The sequence below is a fragment of the Mesorhizobium dulcispinae genome (assembly GCF_033977345.1).
Classification (GTDB): Bacteria; Pseudomonadota; Alphaproteobacteria; order Rhizobiales; family Rhizobiaceae; genus Mesorhizobium; species Mesorhizobium dulcispinae.
In genome coordinates this window covers 435,513-454,337 of sequence record NZ_JAVIIY010000003.1, presented here as the reverse complement: position 1 = coordinate 454,337, position 18,825 = coordinate 435,513, and the positions used below count along the sequence as shown (strand labels likewise).

Below are 18,825 nucleotides of genomic sequence, written 5' to 3'. Positions count from 1 at the left end.
TCCTCACGCACTCTTGCGCAGAGCAGGCTGTCTGGCGAAGAGCTCGCGAAAGACCGGATAGATATCGGCCGGGGCGGCGATGCGCCTCATCTGGAAATTCGGCCATTTCCCGTCGACGGCGTTGTAGGCGCGCCAGAGCGACGTCCCGTTCTCGGTCGAGCCGAAAATGTGGCTTTCGCGCTCGTCTATGATTTCCACATAGGCGAAGTATTGGCAAAGGCGCATGAGCTTGCGGTCGAGGAGTTCTATGCAGCGCTCGGAATCGGTGGCGAAATTGTCGCCGTCGGAGGCCTGGGCGGCATAGATGTTCCATTCCGCGACCGGATAGCGCTGCTCGATGATGCGATGCATTTCCTCGAGCGCCGTCGAGACGACGGTGCCGCCGCTTTGGGTGTGGTAGAAGAATGTATGCTCGTCCACCTCCTTGGCCTCGTGGGTGTGGCGAATGAAGACGATCTCGGTGCGTTCATAACGTCGCGTCAGGAACAGATGCAGCAGCACGAAGAAGCGTTTGGCCAGATCCTTCTCGCGCTCTCCCATCGATCCGGAGACGTCCATCAGGCAGAACATGACCGCGCTCGCATTCGGCACCGGCTGGGGGTCGAAGCGATTGAAACGGATATCGACCGGATCGACATAGGCAATTCGCTTGCGCCGGCGCTCAAGCCGGTCAAGCTCCTTGCGTAGCGCCGCGATGCGCTCGCCTATTGCCGGGCTTGCCGGCTTCGATTCCAGCTCGGCAATCTGCTCGGCGATCGCGTCCACTTCCGTCAGCTTGGGACGCCTGAGCGCGATGCGGCGCCCGTGGCTGTTTCGCATCGTGCGTCCGACATTGATGTTGGTCGGCGCTCCGCTCGCCGTGAAGCCTGCCCGCCTTGGCTTGAAGCTCAGTATCTGCTTGAGATTGAGCTTGACCAGATCGGGCAGTTCGAGGTCTTCGAAAAAGAGGTCGAGCACCTCCTCGCGTGACAGCACGAAGCGAAAATCGTCTTCGGATTCCGTGGTTCCCGGCGCCGAAGAGCCCGCGCCGCCACCGCCAGGCTTGGGGATCAGATCACCGGGGCTGAACGATTTGTTGCCAGGCAGGATGTGCTGGCGCTGTCCGCTGTCCTTGGCGTCGCTGAAGGTCGGTTCGCTTGTGCCTTTCCGCGGCATCGGCACGGCAAGTTCGCGGTCGACCTCGGCGATGCGGCCTGTCCGGACGTGGTCGCGAATGCTGCGCTTGAGCTCTTCGCGGGCGCGCCTGAGGAAGCGCTGACGATTGCTCAGGCTCTTGTCCTTCGGATTCAGGCGGCGGTCGATGAAGATCGGCATGGAACCGTCCGGGCTTTGCTCAGCCAGCCTTGTTCACGCGCATGTACCAGTCGACCAGCCGGCGCACCTGCCGCTGGGTATAGCCGCGCTCCACCATCCGCTGCACGAATTCGTTGTGCCGCTTCTCCGTGACGCTGTCCTGCTTGGAGCCGAAGCTGATCACCGGCAACAGATCCTCGACCTGGCCGAACATGCGCTTCTCGATCACCTCGCGAAGCTTTTCGTAGCTCGTCCAGGACGGGTTGCGGCCATGATTGCGGGCGCGGGCGCGCAAGGTGAACTTGACCACTTCGTTGCGGAAATCCTTGGGATTGGCTATGCCGGCCGGCTTCTCGACCTGCGACAGTTCCTTGTCCAGGACCTCGCGGTTGAGGATCTGCCCGGTATCGGGGTCCTTGTAGTCCTGGTCTTCGATCCAGGCATCGGCGTAGGCGATGTAGCGGTCGAAAAGGTTCTGGCCGTACTCGCTATACGATTCCAGATAGGCCTTCTGGATCTCGTGGCCGATGAACTCGGCGTAGCGCGTCGCAAGTTCCGATTTGATGAATTCGAGGTAGGCGGCTTCCGTTTCCTTCGGGAATTGCTCGCGCTTGATCGCCTCCTCGAGGATGTACATCAGGTGCACGGGATCGGCGGCGACCTCCTTGGTGTCGTAGTTGAAAGTCTGCGACAGGATCTTGAAGGCGAAGCGCGTGCTGACCCCGGTCATGCCTTCGTCGACGCCCGCGGCATCGCGATATTCCTGGACCGATTTCGCCTTCGGGTCGATTTCCTTGAGGTTCTCGCCGTCATAGGCGCGCATCTTGGTGTAGAGCGGCGAATTCTCGTGCTCGGCAAGGCGGGTCGAGACCGTGAAACGGCTGAGAATGTCCAGCACCTCGGGCGCGCAGGGGCTGTTCGCCAGATCGCTTTCGCGCAGCAGCTTCTCGTAGATTTGCCTTTCCTCGGTGATGCGAAGGCAATACGGAACCTTGACCACGAGGATGCGGTCGAGGAAGGCCTCATTGTTCTTGTTGTTCTTGAATTGCTGCCATTCCGATTCGTTGGAATGGGCAACGACGATGCCCTGGTAGGGGAAGGCGCCGAAATTCTCGGTGCCGTTGTAGCTGCCTTCCTGGGTTGCCGTCAGCAACGGGTGCAGGACCTTGATGGGCGCCTTGAACATTTCGACGAATTCGAGCAGGCCCTGCGTGGTCCGGTTCAAGCCGCCGCTGTAGGAATAGGCATCCGGATCGGATTGGCTGAAATTTTCCAATTGTCTGATGTCGACCTTGCCGACCAGGGCCGAGACGTCCTGGTTGTTCTCGTCGCCGGGTTCGGTCTTGGCGATGGCGATCTGACGCAGACGCGACGGCGACAGCTTGACCACGCTGAATTTGGAAATGTCGCCGGACAATTCGTCGAGCCGTTTGGCCGCCCAGGGCGAGATGAGCCCATTCAGGCGACGACGGGCTATCCCGTATTTGTCTTCCAGAAGATCGCCCATCCGATCGGGATGGAACAGGCCAAGCGGCGATTCGAAAATCGGGCTGATCTGATTGCCGACCTTCAGCGTGTAGATCGGGCGCTGCTCCATGAGCTTCTTCAGCCGTTCGGCAAGCGAGGACTTGCCGCCGCCGACCGGCCCGAGCAAATACAGGATCTGCTTGCGCTCCTCGAGACCCTGCGAGGCATAGCGGAAATATCCGGCAATGCGCTCGATCGTATCCTCCATGCCGTAGAAATCGGAGAAGGAGGGGTACACCTTGATGGTGCGGTTCGAGAAGATGCGCCCGAGCCGCTCATCCTTGCTGGTGTCGACCAGGTTCGGCTCGCCTATTGCCTCGACCATCCGCTCAGGCGCGGAGGCATACATCGATTTGTCCTCGCGGCAGGCTAGCAGATATTGCTGAAGGCTGATCTCTTCCTGGGCCGCGTTGGCGTAAATCTCCGAAAACAGATCGAAGACGTCGGATTGGTTCTCTCGCATGATATTCTGCCCTCAGAGCCGCTCTGGCTTCCAGTCGGCCAAGTCGGCTCGTCTCGTATTCAACTGCCGGAAAGCATTGTGGTTCCCTCACATGAAGGAGAGCGTCTGCAATCGGGCATCGACGTCTCAAAGCACCCGACTCAGACGGCATGCTCACCTATGTTATTTAGGTGGTGATAGCCGGGAGAGCTTCAAGGAGAATCTTGGTTTTTCCCCCACTTACATGTCGTGGTCGGGAACATAGAGGCAGAATGAGTGCTGAGAGTTCGAGTCGCCGCCGGGCTTGCACTCGTGAAAGAACTCGTCACGCGAGCGCTTGATCCGACTGTCGGAGTAGGGAATGAGCTCTCCCGTGGAGAGCTGGTATCCATATTTCGTTTCCTTCACGTCGGCCGTGGGTGCCTGATAGCAGTCCATTCCCGAGCAGCATGAGCTGTCATACTGCCAGCCCTTGGGCGCCTGATGCGCGGCGGCCGGAGCCGAAAGGAAGGCCGCCAGCGCAATTGCCGGGAACAGGCGCAGAGGCTGCAAACGGCCTGAGCACCCGTTGGCACGCGCGGCTGGAGCTCGATACGTCTTCGTCATTGGTGGTCACCCTTCGGAGGCGCCGGCCGAGGGCTCTCCGGTCTGACTAGCAATCCGCCCGGATGAACAAGGGCTTCCTCCAGGGCCGGGCCTTCGGTCAAACTGCCAGACCGGGGAAATGTTCCATGGTCCTCCTCACGCGGCAGCGTTGTGCGCCGGCGTATTTGCCGGCGCGAAAGGGGTTGCCGGCTCGCCGTTGGTGAGCCAGCCGCGCGGCCGGTGAACAATCCTTAACTGGACGCCCGCCGAGCTCGCATGCATTCCTTGCGGAAGGCGGGTCGGGGCGCAAGGGCGGTCCGGGCGAGCGCGGTGAGGAGATGATCATGATCGATCGACGACATTTTGTCCTTGCGTCCGTTGCCGCGCTGTTGCCGACAGCTGCGTCCTCGGCCTGGCGCCCGCGCCAGCCGGTGCCGCGGACGCTCGACTACGGGCCGGCCAAGCTCGACGTCTACGCGCGCGCCGGCGCCAAGGGCGATCCGGTCGTCTTCTTCATCCACGGCGGCGCCTGGCGGCTCGGCAGCCGCAACAGTGTCAATGCCAAGCCGGGCTTCCTGCTTGCCAACGGCTTCCTGTTCGTCTCGATCGACTACCGCATGCTGCCCGCGGCCGACGTCGCCACCCAGGCAAGCGACGTCGAGAAGGCTTACGGCTATGTGCGGGCCAACATCGCCAAATATGGCGGCGATCCCGACCGTATCGCGGTGATGGGCCACTCGGCCGGTTGCCACCTCGCGGCGCTGACAGGCTTTCGCGGCGGCTTGCCCGGCGTTGCCGCGCTGGTGCTCGATGATACCGAGGCCTATGACATCGAGGCCCTGGCCAAGGCGCAGGGCGGCAAGCTGCGTCCGGTCTATGCGCAAGCGTTTCCGGATCCAGGCCAGTGGCGGGCGCTGTCGCCCGCGACCTATATCGGGACGGCAAGGCATCCGCCCGTGTTCGTCGCCTATTCGAACGCGCCGATCCGCGCGGCCGCAGCCCGCGACCTCGCGGACCGGCTGCGCGCAGGGGGCACCAAGGTCACGCTGTTCGACGGCAGCGCCTATTCGCATATGGCGATCAACCGCCGCTTCGGCGAGGACGGCGACGCGCTGACCGCCGCGGTCATGGCTTTCCTGAAGACGACGGTCACCTGATTGCCGGCTGGATCACGTCAAAGTCGAGGGCCGGACATTGCGGCGCGGACACTTGTCGGCTCAATTGTCCGGGGACCATCGGACAAGAGGGAACGCGATGAATGGCGCCGACGTACTTTGCGACGTGCTGCTGGCGAATGACGTGAACGTCTGCTTCGCCAATCCCGGTACCTCGGAAATGCATTTCGTCGCCGCGCTGGACCGCAAGCCGGAAATGCGCTGCGTGCTCGGGCTTTTCGAGGGCGTGGTGACCGGTGCCGCCGACGGCTACGCGAGAATGACCGACCGGCCGGCCGCAACGCTGCTCCACACCGGCCCCGGACTGGCCAATGGCCTAGCCAACATCCACAACGCGCGGCGCGCCCGCGTGCCGATGATCAACATCGTCGGCGACCACGCCTCCTACCATCTGCCGCTCGACGCGCCGCTCACCAGCGACATCGAAAGCCTGGCGGCGCCGATGTCGAACTGGGTCCGCCGCATCGCAGGTCCGGCCGACGTCGCGCCGTCCGCGCAAGCAGCCGTCCGCGCATCGCTGACGCCTCCCGGCATCGCGACGCTGATCCTGCCGGCGGACGCCGCATGGGGCGGTGCCGGCCCCGTGCCATCGGCCAGGGCGGTGCCTGCGCCGCCACCTGCGTTCGACATGGATGTCGTGCGCAAGATCGCCGAGGCCGTTCGCGCCTCACATGGTCGCGTCGGCATGGTCCTGCGCGGGCGCGCCGCGCGTCAGGATGCTTTGGAAATCGCCGGCCGGATATCGGCTGCCTTGGATGTCCGGCTGTTCAGCGAGGTTCTGGTGGCCCGGATGCAGCGCGGCCGCGGGCGCGTCGCGCCGACCCGCATTCCATACCCGATCGACGCGGCAAGAGCGCTGCTTGCCGATATCGACGTGCTGATCCTCGTCGGCGCGAAGGAACCGGTGGCGTTCTTTGCCTATCCGGGCAAGCCGGGTCGGCTCGTATGCGAAGGCTGTGAAGTGATGACGCTGGCCAAGCATGGCGAAGACCTTGAGGCCGCGCTTGCGGCGCTTGGCGATGAGCTCGGCATCAAGCCGTTACAGCCGGTGTCCGTCGCCACGGCATTTCCCGACGAGCCGACCCCGCGCGGCACGCTGACGGACGATGCCATAGCAGTTTCGGTCGCGCGGAAACTTCCTGAGAATGCGATCGTCTGCGACGAGGCCGTCACCTCGGCGCGGCGCTATTTTGCGCTCTCGGCTTTTGCCGCGCCGCACGATTACATGATGGGCACAGGCGGATCGATCGGCGGCGGCATTCCGATGGCGATCGGTGCCGCAATCGCCTGTCCCGGCCGCAAGGTGATCAACCTGGAGGCGGACGGCAGCGGCATGTACACGGTGCAGGGGTTGTGGACCCAGGCGCGGGAAAAGCTCGACGTTGTGACGATCGTCTTTTCCAACCGGACCTATGCCATCCTGCACGCCGAAATGCGCAATGTCGGGGTGAACGCGATCGGCGAGAATGCCAGGCGCATGCTCGATCTGGATCAGCCGACGCTGGACTGGGTCTCGCTGGCAAGCGGCATGGGGGTGGAAGCGGCCCGTGCCGACACATGCGAGCGCTTCGAGGCGCTGCTCGACAGCGCGCTTTCGCGCCCGGGGCCGTTCCTCATCGAAGCGGTGGTTTAGATCGGTTCAGCGTTTCACGGAAACGCTGAACCGATCTAAGCCTTTGCTTTTGACGCAATTCCGGACGGAAGGCTACGGCGACATCGCCGAGCCCAACCGTTTCACACTTTTCCTGGAATTGCTCCAAGCAGGTGCTGGGAAACCGCGGCACCTACCAGCGCGTCTTTTCGCCGGGCGCAGCCGGCTCGATCGCCAGCGCGTGCACGCCAGCCTTCAGTTCGTCGGCAAGCAGCTGGTTGACGGCGCGGTGGCGGTCGATGCGGCTCATGCCGGCAAAATCCGGCGAGACGATGCGGACACGGAAATGCGTCTCGCCGGTGCCGTCGAAGACGGCCTCGTGACCGTGCTCGACGTGATGATGGCCGGCGTGAAGGTGGCTTTCGTTGATGACGGCGAGCCTTTCGGGCGAAAATGCCGCCTTCAGCTTGTTTTCCATCGTCGACTGTATGGACATCGGGGCTTCCCTTCACCACATCTGCGGCACCGCCGCAAAATCTGCACTTTCGACCGCTTTTAAGCCGTGATTCAGCGGTTAGGGCGATCATCGGCGAAATGTCAATTCTTGTTTCGCACCAGCGAACAGCCCATAAATGGGTGAGATGAAACCGTATCCCAAATATTTCGAGAAAATCCGCATCCGGCCGGAGAAGGACGCGGAGCTGAAGTCGCGCGCCCCGATCTGCCAGTGGGACGGTTGCAGCGAGGCCGGCACCCATCGCGCGCCGGTCGGGCGCCTGAAGGAGGGCGAATATTTCCGCTTCTGCTTCGAGCACGTGCGCGAATACAACAAGAGCTTCAACTATTTCTCGGGCGTGTCGGACAGCGAGATCGCTCGCTTCCAGAAGGAGGCGCTGACCGGCCACCGGCCGACCTGGCGCATGGGCGCCAATGGCGGCGGCATGCGTTCGGCGCCCGATTTCGCGCAACAGCGTTCGGGGCGCGCCGGCTACTACAACCGCATGCGCGACCCCTTCAATCTGTTCGGCGGCGGAACGCGGGAAGTGCGCGAGCGCAAGGCAAAGCCGCTTGAGGCCAAGGCGCTGGAAACGCTTGGCCTTGATACAAAGGCGACTGGCAAGGATATCAAGGCGCGCTATAAGGAACTGGTTAAACGCCACCATCCGGATGCGAATGGCGGCGACAGAGGTTCGGAAGACCGGTTCCGCGACGTGCTGCAGGCCTATCGCGTGCTCAAGCAAGCTGGATTGTGCTGAGCGGCCCTACGGTCCGTGTCGTTTTCCAACTTTCATAAGGTTGGAAAAGGCTCTAAGACCGCCCCCGAACAAAATCGATTGCCGGCGAAACGCGGCGTTTCGCCCGTGGAGACGTTGATAGTGATGAACAAGGTCGATCGCGACATCGCCAACCTGCCCGATACGACGGTGTGGGTGAAGGAGAAATTCGGCTTCGACTCCAAGATGGTGGTCCCCGCCTATTCGGTGTCGTCCGAGCATGTGCCCGACATCGATCCGGACTACCTCTTCGACCGCGCGACGACACTGGCGATCCTCGCCGGCTTCGCCTACAACCGCCGCGTCATGGTGTCGGGCTATCACGGCACTGGCAAGTCGACCCATGTCGAACAGGTCGCCGCGAGGCTCAACTGGCCCTGCGTGCGCGTCAACCTCGACAGCCATGTCAGCCGCATCGACCTCGTCGGCAAGGACGCCATCGTCGTCAAGGAAGGCCTGCAGATCACCGAATTCCGCGACGGCATCCTGCCCTGGGCCTATCAGCACAATGTGGCGCTCTGCTTCGACGAATACGATGCCGGCCGGCCGGACGTGATGTTCGTCATCCAGCGCGTGCTGGAATCGTCGGGCCGGCTGACGCTGCTCGACCAGAGCCGGGTCATCCGTCCGCATCCGGCCTTCCGGCTGTTCGCCACCGCCAACACGGTCGGTCTCGGCGACACCACCGGCCTCTATCACGGCACGCAGCAGATCAACCAGGCGCAGATGGACCGCTGGTCGATCGTCACCACGCTCAACTACCTGCCGCACGACAACGAGGTCTCGATCGTCCTGGCCAAGGCCAAGCACTATCGCGACAACAAGGGCAGGGAGATCGTCAACAAGATGGTCCGCGTCGCCGACATGACGCGCTCGGCCTTCATCAATGGCGATCTGTCGACCGTGATGAGCCCGCGTACCGTCATCACCTGGGCCGAGAACGCCGAGATCTTCGGCGATATCGGCATGGCGTTCCGGCTGACCTTCCTCAACAAGTGCGACGAGCTGGAGCGTTCGGTGGTGGCCGAATTCTATCAGCGCGCCTTCGGCGAGGATCTGCCGGAGAGCGCCGCCAACGTGGTGCTGGGGTAGCGCGTGCCGGAAGGCTTGGCCTTTCGGGCCAGAACGCGCAGGGAATGATCGATGGCTGGTCCGGGCGACAACACGCGCAACAAGCCGAAGAACGGGTCTGAAGCGGACAGCTTCAAGCGCGCCGTTACCGTCTGCATGCGCGCCGTCGCCGGCGACAAGGACCTCGAGGTCGGTTTCGCCAAGGACAGGCCGGCGCTCGCCGGCAACCGCGCCCGCCTGCCCGAACTGCCCAAGAAGGCTTCCCGCAACGACATCGCGATCACCCGCGGCATCGGCGATTCCATGGCGCTGAAGCGCGCCTGCCACGATCAGCGCATCCACACGAAGCTGGCACCGGAAGGCAAGCTTGCGCGGGCTATTTTCGACGCCGTCGAGCAGGCGCGCGTGGAGGCGATCGGCAGCCGCGCCATGCAGGGCGTGGCCGACAATATCGGCTCGATGCTCGAGGACAAATACGCCAAGGCAAACCTGGTCGACGTCAAGGACAAGGCCGACGCCCCGCTCGAGGAGGCAGTGGCGCTGATGGTGCGCGAAAAGCTCACCGGCCGCACTGTCCCGAAGAGCGGCCAGCGACTGGTCGATCTGTGGCGGCCCTGGGTCGAGGAAAAGGCCAGCGCCGACCTCGACGGCCTGTCGTCCAAGCTCGACGACCAGCAGGCCTTCGCCCGCATCGTGCGCGACATGCTCGTCTCCATGGAAATGGCCGAGGAGCTCGGCGACGACCAGGAGACGGAGGACTCCGAGGACAACGAAGAGAACGAGCAGCAGGGCGAGGAGCAGAGCGAGGAAGGTGGCGAGGACGATTCCGGCTCCGAGCAGTCGCAGTCCGAAGATGCCGAGGCCTCCGCCGACGAGGAAGACTCTGCCGAGACGGAGGCGACCGACGCCACATCGGACGACCTTTCCGACGAGGACGATTCCGACGCCGAGACGCCGGGCGAGGCGCGCCGCAACGACAATCCGTTCCTCAACCTGCCGAAGGAAATTGACTACAAGGTCTTCACCACCGCTTTCGACGAGACGGTCGGCGCCGAGGACCTTTGCGAGGAAGAGGAGCTCGACCGGCTGCGCGCCTTCCTCGACAAGCAGCTCGCCAATCTCTCGGGCGTCGTCGGTCGCCTGGCCAACCGGCTGCAGCGCCGCCTGATGGCACAGCAGAACCGCTCCTGGGATTTCGACCTGGAGGAAGGCTATCTCGATCCGGCGCGGCTGGTGCGCGTCGTCATCGATCCGATGCAGCCGCTGTCCTTCAAGCAGGAGCGCGACACCAAGTTCCGCGACACGGTGGTGTCGCTGGTGCTCGACAATTCGGGCTCGATGCGCGGCCGGCCGATCACGGTCGCCGCGACCTGTGCGGACATCCTGGCGCGCACGCTGGAGCGCTGCGGCGTTTCGGTGGAGATCCTCGGCTTCACCACCCGCGCCTGGAAAGGCGGGCAGGCGCGCGAGAAATGGCTGAAGGACGGCAAGCCGCCGAATCCCGGCCGTCTCAACGACCTGCGCCACATCATCTACAAATCCGCCGACCATCCGTGGCGGCGCGCGCGCCGCAATCTCGGGCTGATGATGCGCGAGGGCCTGCTCAAGGAAAACATCGATGGCGAGGCGCTGCTTTGGGCGCATAACCGGCTGATCGGCCGGCCGGAACAGCGCAAGATCCTGATGATGATCTCGGACGGCGCGCCGGTCGACGATTCGACGCTCTCGGTCAATCCCGGCAACTACCTGGAGCGGCATCTGCGCGCGGTCATCGAGCTGATCGAGACGCGCTCGCCGGTGGAACTTTTGGCCATCGGCATCGGCCACGATGTCACCCGCTACTATCGCCGCGCCGTCACCATCGTCGATGCCGAGGAACTTGCGGGCGCCATGACCGAGCAATTGGCATCGCTGTTCGGCGAGGAGAGCGCGCGCGACACGCGGCGCGGCGGCTTGCGGCGCGCCGGATGATTTTCTCGCCGGGCGGACTGCGGCGGACCATTTTCGCTTGCGCGCTGGCCTGCGCGGCCGCCTCTCCGGTCTTCGCCGAGGGAGGCGCTCCGGTCGAGACGATCGAGGTCGCGGCGCGGCCGATCGCCGAGTTCCACATCGGCCGTGACCAGAAGCTGTTCGGGCCGCTCGAATTCGTCGGCGGGCTGGAGATGACCTCGCCCTCGCGCGATTTCGGCGCGCTGTCGGCTTTCCGTTTCCTCAAGCCCGGCAGCGATTTCATCGGCGTCGCCGACACCGGCTTCTGGTTCTTCGGCACAATCACCCGCGATGCCGACAAGCGCCCCTCGGGCGTGTCGAGTTTCCGCATGCAGCAAATGGTCGACGCTTCGGGCCAGCCGATCGACAAGAAATGGGAGGTCGACGCAGAAGGCCTGGCGGTGAAGGACGGCATCGCCACCGTCGGCTTCGAGCGCGAACAGCGCGTCGTCCAGTTCAGGATCGACCCGGACGATATGAAGGCGCCGTTCAAGACGCTCGACTATCTTGTCCCAGCCAGGGAGCTGCGCCAGAACCGCGGCTTCGAGACGGTCACCCATGCCAATCCCCATGGCCAGCACGAAGGCGGCTTGGTCGTGGTTTCGGAAAAGAGCCTCGACAAGGCCGGCAATATCTATGCCGCCATCATCGAAGGGCCGAGGAAGGGCGTCTTCACCGTCAAGCGCAACGGCGATTTCGATATCACCGACGGCGCCTTCCTGCCGGATGGCGACATGCTTCTGCTGGAACGCAGCTTCTCGATGGCGCGCGGGGTGAAGATGCGGCTGCGGCGCATCTATGGCGAGAGCATCGAGAAGGGCGCGGTCGCCGACGGCCCGGTGCTGATGGAAGCCGACATGGGCTACCAGATCGACAATATGGAAGGGCTCGACGTCTGGACCCGCGACGACGGCGCGCTGATGGTGTCGCTGGTGTCGGACGACAACCACTCTATCCTGCAGCGAAACCTCTACCTGGAGTTCATTCTCCATCAGGATTGAGCAGGGCTTGGTGTTCAGCAATTCCGGTCGGAAAACCGCCGCACACATTCGCTGGAATTGCCCGTAACCCTCAGCGGACCCTGTAGATCTCGACCGGCTTGTTCGCCGAAGGGCTCACCAATTCCAGCCAGTCGGGAACGTCCCGCTTCAACAGCCGCGCGGCCAGGCCCGTCGGGGCCTCGGCGGCGAGCGACAGCTCTTCCGAATTGCCGCGGCATATGGCGACCAGCCCGACATGTTCGCGCTCGACGATGGCGCGGGCTGCGTCCGGCGTTCCCATGAAGGCGTCGAGCATGGCGAGGTTGCCGCCGACATTGCGATGGTAGGGGCCGGCCAGCGCCCTGTGGCCGGTAAACAACACTATGGCGGAGCCCAGATTGGAAGACGCAAGCACCGTCGTTGCCGGCATGGCGGCCAGGTCGCTGAAGTCTGCAGCCTTGCCGCAGGTCAGCGCATGGTCCGCATCGGAGTTGATTTCCGTCGGCACCTTTTGGACCACGGACTGCGCAGCGACCGCAACGCCGGCCCAGGTCGCGTTGAGCGACACCAGCCATGCCGCCGCGATGCGGGTGGAGACGTGCCATGACTGCGAGGCGCTTGCCTGCAGGCGGATCCCGGCGATCCACGTCGAAAGCGGCAGCACAGCCAAGGCGACCGAGAAGGTCGAGCCGCGCACCTGCCAGAGGCTGACGACGAAAGCGACGATCAGCAGCACGGCGGCAAGGGCTTCCTCGCGACGCAGGCGGCGGCTGCGCAGCCGAAGGCCGATCAACAGGATCGCGATGAAGGGCGTCACATAGCGCGCCGCCATCAGCTTCGGCTGGTTGACGGCCACGCTGAGGAAGGGCTGCGCCTCGACAACATCGTTCAGCCAATAGGTGCGAACGCGCTCGTCGATGCCGGCATAGGGCGATGCCAGGCATTGCGGGAAGAACAGGATCGCAACAGCCGCGACCGCCAGCGCCAAGACGGACATTGAGACGAACCGTGTCCGCGCCGTCGATTTCCCGGACAGAGTGGCAATCGCCGCCAGGCCGAAGCCCGACAGCGCCGCGATGACGAACTGGAAGGCCGAGAAGGCGTCGCATTGGGCCACGCCCCAAGCCGAAGGCGGTATTGTGGCGATATGGACCAGCGAGGCTGTTGCCGCAAATCCGATGCCGAAACCGCGCGCGGTCTGGCGCTCCCGTTGATGGAGGATGAAGAGCACCGCGGCACAGGCGCCAAGCGCGGCCACGTAAGGCGCGGTCTCCATGCCGACGGCGAGCGTCAGGCCCGCGCACAGGCCGGACAGAAGGGCTGCAGGCCGCCAGAGCGGAGCCTCCATCAGCAACCAGAGACTGGCCGCCGTCAGCAGGAGCTGGACATTGTGATGGTCGAGCGTGCCCGGGTTGAAAATGCCGAGAAAGAAGAGAGCTGCGGTCGCGAGCACCAGCGACGGCATCGCCACGTCCGCGCTGGCAAAGCGCCGCGAGGCGCGCAGGATGACGAATATGGTGAGCCCATAAAGGAAGAGCGGCCAGATGATCTGCGCGGCCCTTTCAGCGGCAGCCGTGCCGGTGCCCAGCGATTGGAAGGCGAGGATGATCAGCGCGATCGGCGCGTCGACCAGCCGCGACCAGTGCATGACAAAGCCGCCGGCCAGGCCCATCCTGTATTGGTGAAGGTCGAACCAGCTCTGTCCCGCCAGCAGGTCGCGAACCTCGACCAGCCGAAGCATGCTGTCGTTGTCTGCGCCGAGATCCGCGATCGTCGGGAAGCCGGAGACTGCATTGATCGCCAGCACGACCAGCGTCGCGCAGAGCGCAAGCAGGAGATCATGTTTCCAACCGGTGCCCTGGATGGTCATGCTGGCGGCGATGTCCTGGATCGTTTTCGCGATCCTGCACCAACGGCCGTAACAAAGCGTAAAGCCGCCTGGGTATCTCCGGCGGTTGAAGACGTGAGGCGATGGCGGGCTGGCTCCGGCGGCGCGCGGCCGGTAGGGATCACTGCCCGTTGGTCGCAACCCAGATCACGTGGCGGGCGCCGCGCTTGCCGTGCGCCCGCGTGTTGATCTCCTCGACCGCGAAGCCGGCCTGCTTCAGCCGCCGGGTGAAGCCGCTGTCCGGTCCCTGCGACCAGACCGCCAGCACGCCGCCGGGTTTCAATGCGGCACGCGCGGCTGCGAGGCCGGCCGCGCCGTAGAGCGAGTCATTGCCCTTGTAGACTATGCCTTCGGGACCATTGTCGACGTCGAGCAGGATGGCGTCCCAAGCGGCTGCCTCCGCCCTTATCAGTTGACCGACATCAACCTCGCGAATGGTGACGCGGGGATCGTCGAGGCAGCCGGCGAAGATCGTGGACATCGGGCCGCGCGCCCAGGCGACGACCGCGGGGACGAGTTCGGCAACAGTGACGGCAGCGTCGCCATCGAGCGCGGCGAGAGCGGCGCGCAAGGTGAAGCCCATGCCGAGCCCGCCGATGAGGATCCCTGGCCGCCTGCGGCCAGCGATCCTCTCGCAGGAAAGCTTTGCCAGTGCCTCCTCGGAGCCGCTGAGACGGCTGTTCATCAGCTCATTGGTGCCCAGCATGATCGAGAATTCATCGCCGCGCCGCTTCAGGCGAAGTTCCTGTGCGCCGTCGGGCGTGAGGGCTGAATCGAGCTGAACCCAGGGGATCACGGGTTAGACCGCGACTGCCGGCTGCATCCAGCGGGCGGCGATCAGCCGGTAGGGGATCAGCGCCACCACCGCGATGATCAGCTTGACCGAGAGATCGCCCAGCGCCCAGGAGACCCAGCGCATCGTCTCGACAGGCAGCACGCCCATCAGCGGCGCCGTCTCCAGCGCGAAGCCGTCGTTCGGCCCGACAAAGGCGAAGGCGGCGGAGAAGGCGACGCCGAAGAAGACGACCGTGTCGAAGATAGAGCCGACCAGCGTGCCGACGATCGGCGCGCGCCACCAGCTCTGCCGGCGCAGCCGGTTGAACACGGTCACGTCGAGCAATTGCGCGGTGAGGAAGGCGGCGCCGGAAGCGGCCGCTATGCGCACCAGCCGGTCGGCGGCGGTCTCGAATTCGATCAGGCCGTGGCGGAACAGGAAGGGCGGAACGAGGATCGAGCAGATCACCGCCGTCATGAAGCCGACGAACACCACTTTACGAGCCACGGCCGGGCCATAGCGGCGGTTGGCGAGGTCGGTGACCAGGAAGGAGAAAGGATAGGTGAAGGCACCCCAGGTCAGCAGGTCGGCCAGCGACAGGCCGCCGATCTGGCCCTGCATCGGGAACTGGACAAGGATGTTCGACGCCACGACGACGAACGCCATCGCGACCACGAAGGGCAAGTATCGCGTGAGGAAGCTCATTTTTTTATCCTGGGTAATGGAACCAGCTGAGCGTCACGTCGACGCTCGCTCATTCAGAGCACCGGTTTGGGGCCGGTGCTCGAGGCGGTCGTGCCCGCCTGAAGCCGCTTTAGGCGGCCGACTGCTCGGCCAGCTTCTTGGCGATCTGCTTCTTCAGGAGGCGGGCGCGCTGCGACAGCTCCTTGGCGTCGGCCTTGGCCAGGAAGGCGTCGAGGCCACCGCGATGCTCGACCGAACGCAGCGCGTTGGCCGAAATGCGCAGGCGAACATTCTGGTTCAGCACTTCGGAAATCAGCGTCACATTGACCAGATTCGGCAGGAAGCGACGCTTGGTCTTGTTGTTGGCATGGCTCACATTGTTGCCGGTCTGGACTGCCTTGGCAGTGAGCTCGCAGGTACGGGACATCTTGTCTAAACCTTCAGTTCTAAACCTGCGAAACCATTCTGCCCGCGCCAGGCGGCGCGCGGTCTCGATCAGGCGGCCTTTGGAAAAAGTTGGCGTTCCATAGTTGCATTTCGCTACGGCGTCAAGCTCCGGCGGGTGCGCGATAGCGAAGCGCGCTCCATATAAAGGCCGGATTTCGCCCTATAAGCCCTTCGCGAAGGGATTGCCAGGCTGAAACCCTTGCGTTTCCGGCCCGTATCAAGGACTTGCCGCCCGCCATGCTTCGATCATCCCAAGCCTTAGCCGCCCTGCTTGCCGTCACCGTGCCGACGACGGGCTTCGCCGCAGCCTCGCCGCAGTCCTTCAAGGGCGAATATACGGTGTCGTTCCTTGGCCTTTCGGTCGCCAGAGCGACGTTTTCGAGCCGTTACGACGGCGACAACTACGCAATCAACGGAACCGTCTCCGCCGCAGGCATCGCCAAGCTGTTCGACGACACCAAGGGCACGATCTCGTCGAAAGGCACGATTTCGGGCCAGCAGATGCGGCCGCAGGCCTTCCGGGCCGACTACACCTCCGGCAAGAAGGCCTCCGTGGTCGACATACGCTTCGCCAATGGCGGGGTCGCCTCGACGAAAGTCGTTCCCGAGCCCGGCAAGCGCGATCCCAAGAGCTGGGTGCCCGTCGGCGACGGCGACCTGAAATCGGTGCTCGACCCGATGGCGGCCACGGTCATCCATGCCGACAGCCTGGACAAGGTCTGCGGCCGGACCGTCAAATTCTACGATGGCGAGATGCGCGCCGACCTGTCGCTGACCTATGCCTCGAAAGGCTCGATCTCGGTGCCGGGCTACAAGGGCGACACCGTCACCTGCAAGATGGGCTTCGAGCCGGTGGCGGGTTATCGCAAGGGCCGCAAGGCGCTGGAGTTCCTCAAGAACAAGAGCCGCATGATGGTGACATTTGCACCGCTCGGCCAAACCGGCGTATATGCGCCGATCCGCGCCACGGTCGGGACCCAGATCGGTCCGCTGACCATCAGCGCGAGGCGATTCGAAGCAGTGAACTAGTTTGTTTTTACGCAATTCCGGACGGAAAACCGCTAGGCACTTTTCCTGGAATTGCTAAGGGCGCCACGGCGCGCCGCCGGGGGCAGGTATGGGGCGCGCAACACTGATCGGCTTCTCGGCGGTCGCCATGTGGGCGCTGCTTGCCCTGCTCACCGACGCTTCCGGGCAGGTGCCGCCGTTCCTTTTGTCGGCCATCACCTTCGCCATCGGCACCTGCGTCGGGCTCGCCGCCAGGCTGGTGATGCCGGCTCCGGACAAGAGCCGGAAGATTCCGCCGCAGGTGTGGCTGATCGGGATTGCCGGGCTGTTCGGCTACCATTTCTTCTACTTCACGGCGCTGCGCAACGCGCCGGCCGTCGAGGCGAGCCTGATCGCCTACCTGTGGCCGCTGTTCATCGTGCTCGGTTCGGCGCTGATGCCGGGCGAGCGGCTCGCCTGGAACCATGTCGTCGGCGCGCTGCTCGGCCTTGCCGGGACTTTCCTCATCGTCACCAAGGGCGGCGGGCTCGCCTTCGACGCGCGCTACGCCTTCGGCTATGCGATGGCGGGCGTCTGCGCGCTGCTGTGGTCGTCCTATTCGCTCCTGTCGCGGCGCTTCCCGTCGGTGCCGACCTCGATCGTCACATGGTTCTGCGCCGCGACGTCGGTGCTTTCGCTCGCCTGCCACCTGCTGCTCGAAAAGACCGTGCTGCCCGACGGCCCGGGCCAGTGGCTGGCGGTCGTCGGGCTCGGCCTGATGCCTGTCGGAGCCGCCTTCTACGCCTGGGATATCGGGGTCAAGCGCGGCAACATCCAGGTGCTGGGGGCGGCAAGCTATGCCGCGCCGCTTTTGTCGACGCTGGTGCTGATCGCGGCCGGCGTGGCCGAGCCGTCGCTCCGCATCCTTTTGGCCTGCGTGCTCATCACCGGCGGGGCGGCGCTCGCCGCGAAATCGCTCCTGCTGCGCAAGGCGGCGACCGGCGGAGCAAGCGCATGATGCCGTTTCCGGGCGGCATCGAGGCCAACCCGAACGCGACGCTTTTGTTCTCGATCGCCGCAGCCGCGATTTACGTCCTTGCGCTCGAGCTTTCGCCGCGGCTGGCCCGTTCCGCCGCAAAGACGCTGGCCGTCGGCCTGCTGGCGGCGCTCGCCGTCATGCAGGGCGGGCCGCTTCTGCTCGTCGCAGCGCTTGCGCTCAGCGCCGCCGGCGATGCGTTCCTGTCGGGCGACGGCGAAAAGGCCTTTCTTGGCGGCCTGGTAAGCTTTCTTGCCGCGCATATCGCCTATGTCGCCCTGTTCCTGGAGGCAGGCGGCGGGATCGGGCTGCTCACCGGCGAATCCTGGCGCGGCGTCATCGCACTGGCGCTGGCGGTCTTCGTTATCGTGATGCTCGCAGCCCTTTGGCGACGCGTCGGTCCACCGCTGCGTATCCCGATCGCCGTCTATGTCGCGGCGATCCTGGCCATGGGCATCTCGGCGCTGACGACCTTCCATCCCTGGGTTGTCATCGGCGCCGTGCTGTTCATCGCCTCGGACGGCTTGCTGGCAGCGGAGCGTTTCCTGCTTGCCGCGATCTCGCCGCATCGCGTCTGGATGCGCTACGCGGTCTGGGTGCTCTACTATGCCGCCCAGTTGGCGATCACTTTGGGCTTCTTGTTAACCTAAGGTTTTCGGCTGCCACCCCGGCTCGGCCAGCTCGAAGGCGGCGAAGTCGAAGCCCGGCGCCACCGTGCAGCCGACCAGCGTCCATTCGCCGAGGCTGCGCGCCGACTGCCACCAGCCGGCCGGCACGACGATCTGCGGCCGCTCGCCTGCAGCAAGTGCCGCGCCCAGCACCTGTTCGATGACGGCCCCGGAGCCTTCCTCATGCATGGCGAGCGCCAGCGGCGCGCCGGCGTGGAAATGCCAGACCTCCGCCGCATCCTTGACCCGGTGCCAGGCCGAAAGCTGGCCTTTCTCCAAAAGGAAATAGATCGCGGTGGAATGGCCGCGCGGGCCTCCCGAAGCATCGCGAAAAGTCTCGGCATACCAGCCGCCTTCGGGATGCGGCTGGAGACCCAGCGTTGCGATGATTTCGGCGGCGCTGGTCATCTGGG

18 protein-coding genes are annotated in these 18,825 nt (G+C 64.4%); 9 read left to right on the top strand and 9 right to left on the bottom strand.

The window, feature by feature from the left end:
• Window positions 1–3: 3 nt before the first annotated feature.
• The 3 genes from RFN30_RS10110 to RFN30_RS10100 all read right to left on the bottom strand — a co-directional run bounded on the left by RFN30_RS10110 (window position 4) and on the right by RFN30_RS10100 (window position 3,868).
• Window positions 4–1,314, bottom strand: coding sequence for a YeaH/YhbH family protein (locus RFN30_RS10110; RefSeq protein ID WP_320261933.1), 1,311 nt, complete (start codon window positions 1,312–1,314; stop codon window positions 4–6).
• 19 nt (window positions 1,315–1,333) lie between these two features.
• The gene (locus RFN30_RS10105; RefSeq protein WP_292323265.1) at window positions 1,334–3,283 is read right to left on the bottom strand and encodes a PrkA family serine protein kinase; all 1,950 of its coding nucleotides are present in this window, start codon (window positions 3,281–3,283) and stop codon (window positions 1,334–1,336) included.
• Window positions 3,284–3,502: 219 nt separating this feature from the next.
• Entirely contained in the window at window positions 3,503–3,868 is a 366-nt protein-coding gene (locus RFN30_RS10100) for a hypothetical protein (RefSeq protein ID WP_320261931.1), read from the bottom strand.
• Between the two features lie 323 nt (window positions 3,869–4,191).
• Between RFN30_RS10100 and RFN30_RS10095 the strand changes: the two genes are divergently transcribed.
• Together RFN30_RS10095 and RFN30_RS10090 are read left to right on the top strand one after the other, a co-directional pair.
• Window positions 4,192–5,004, top strand: coding sequence for an alpha/beta hydrolase fold domain-containing protein (locus tag RFN30_RS10095; protein ID WP_320261930.1), 813 nt, complete (start codon window positions 4,192–4,194; stop codon window positions 5,002–5,004).
• A 97-nt stretch (window positions 5,005–5,101) separates the two neighbouring features.
• On the top strand, window positions 5,102–6,655 hold the full coding sequence (locus tag RFN30_RS10090; RefSeq protein WP_320261929.1) for an acetolactate synthase large subunit: 1,554 nt from the start codon (window positions 5,102–5,104) through the stop codon (window positions 6,653–6,655).
• A 151-nt stretch (window positions 6,656–6,806) separates the two neighbouring features.
• On the opposite strand, the gene RFN30_RS10085 is transcribed toward RFN30_RS10090, so the two are convergent.
• Window positions 6,807–7,109, bottom strand: a complete 303-nt coding sequence (locus tag RFN30_RS10085; RefSeq protein ID WP_320261928.1) for a BolA family protein — start codon at window positions 7,107–7,109, stop codon at window positions 6,807–6,809.
• 136 nt (window positions 7,110–7,245) lie between these two features.
• On the opposite strand from RFN30_RS10085, the gene RFN30_RS10080 reads away from it, so the two are divergent.
• From RFN30_RS10080 to RFN30_RS10065, 4 genes are all read left to right on the top strand, one after another.
• Window positions 7,246–7,869: a J domain-containing protein gene (locus RFN30_RS10080; RefSeq protein ID WP_126087380.1), complete on the top strand. Its 624-nt coding sequence runs from the start codon at window positions 7,246–7,248 to the stop codon at window positions 7,867–7,869.
• Window positions 7,870–7,992: 123 nt separating this feature from the next.
• Complete coding sequence (gene cobS / locus RFN30_RS10075) at window positions 7,993–8,979, top strand: cobaltochelatase subunit CobS (protein ID WP_320261927.1); 987 nt, start codon at window positions 7,993–7,995, stop codon at window positions 8,977–8,979.
• Window positions 8,980–9,030: 51 nt separating this feature from the next.
• Complete coding sequence (gene cobT / locus RFN30_RS10070; RefSeq protein ID WP_320261926.1) at window positions 9,031–10,929, top strand: cobaltochelatase subunit CobT; 1,899 nt, start codon at window positions 9,031–9,033, stop codon at window positions 10,927–10,929.
• Window positions 10,926–11,948, top strand: a complete 1,023-nt coding sequence (locus tag RFN30_RS10065) for an esterase-like activity of phytase family protein (protein WP_320261924.1) — start codon at window positions 10,926–10,928, stop codon at window positions 11,946–11,948. Before cobT ends, RFN30_RS10065 begins: the two co-directional genes overlap by 4 nt.
• A 70-nt stretch (window positions 11,949–12,018) precedes the next feature.
• Here the strand turns inward: RFN30_RS10065 and RFN30_RS10060 are convergent, their stop codons facing one another.
• The 4 genes from RFN30_RS10060 to rpmB form a co-directional block, all read right to left on the bottom strand.
• Window positions 12,019–13,797, bottom strand: coding sequence for a GtrA family protein (locus tag RFN30_RS10060; RefSeq protein ID WP_320261922.1), 1,779 nt, complete (start codon window positions 13,795–13,797; stop codon window positions 12,019–12,021).
• Between the two features lie 139 nt (window positions 13,798–13,936).
• A complete protein-coding gene (locus tag RFN30_RS10055; RefSeq protein WP_320261921.1) occupies window positions 13,937–14,611 on the bottom strand; it encodes a spermidine synthase family protein in 675 nt (224 codons plus the stop codon).
• 3 nt (window positions 14,612–14,614) lie between these two features.
• Window positions 14,615–15,295, bottom strand: a complete 681-nt coding sequence (locus RFN30_RS10050) for a queuosine precursor transporter (RefSeq protein ID WP_320261920.1) — start codon at window positions 15,293–15,295, stop codon at window positions 14,615–14,617.
• Window positions 15,296–15,404: 109 nt separating this feature from the next.
• Window positions 15,405–15,701 (bottom strand): 50S ribosomal protein L28, encoded by a 297-nt coding sequence (gene rpmB, locus RFN30_RS10045; protein ID WP_192251560.1) that lies wholly within the window; start codon window positions 15,699–15,701, stop codon window positions 15,405–15,407.
• A 257-nt stretch (window positions 15,702–15,958) separates the two neighbouring features.
• Here rpmB and RFN30_RS10040 point away from each other — a divergent pair, with 257 nt between their 5' ends.
• The 3 genes from RFN30_RS10040 to RFN30_RS10030 all read left to right on the top strand — a co-directional run bounded on the left by RFN30_RS10040 (window position 15,959) and on the right by RFN30_RS10030 (window position 18,394).
• The gene (locus RFN30_RS10040) at window positions 15,959–16,750 is read left to right on the top strand and encodes a DUF3108 domain-containing protein (RefSeq protein WP_320261919.1); all 792 of its coding nucleotides are present in this window, start codon (window positions 15,959–15,961) and stop codon (window positions 16,748–16,750) included.
• Between the two features lie 88 nt (window positions 16,751–16,838).
• Window positions 16,839–17,726, top strand: a complete 888-nt coding sequence (gene yddG / locus RFN30_RS10035; protein WP_320261918.1) for an aromatic amino acid exporter YddG — start codon at window positions 16,839–16,841, stop codon at window positions 17,724–17,726.
• Window positions 17,723–18,394 (top strand): lysoplasmalogenase family protein, encoded by a 672-nt coding sequence (locus RFN30_RS10030; protein WP_320261917.1) that lies wholly within the window; start codon window positions 17,723–17,725, stop codon window positions 18,392–18,394. The genes yddG and RFN30_RS10030 overlap by 4 nt, the downstream gene beginning before the upstream one ends.
• Here RFN30_RS10030 and RFN30_RS10025 read toward each other — a convergent pair.
• Window positions 18,386–18,820: a cupin domain-containing protein gene (locus tag RFN30_RS10025; RefSeq protein WP_320261916.1), complete on the bottom strand. Its 435-nt coding sequence runs from the start codon at window positions 18,818–18,820 to the stop codon at window positions 18,386–18,388. The two genes, RFN30_RS10030 and RFN30_RS10025, sit on opposite strands and share 9 nt — an antisense overlap.
• Window positions 18,821–18,825 lie beyond the last annotated feature (5 nt).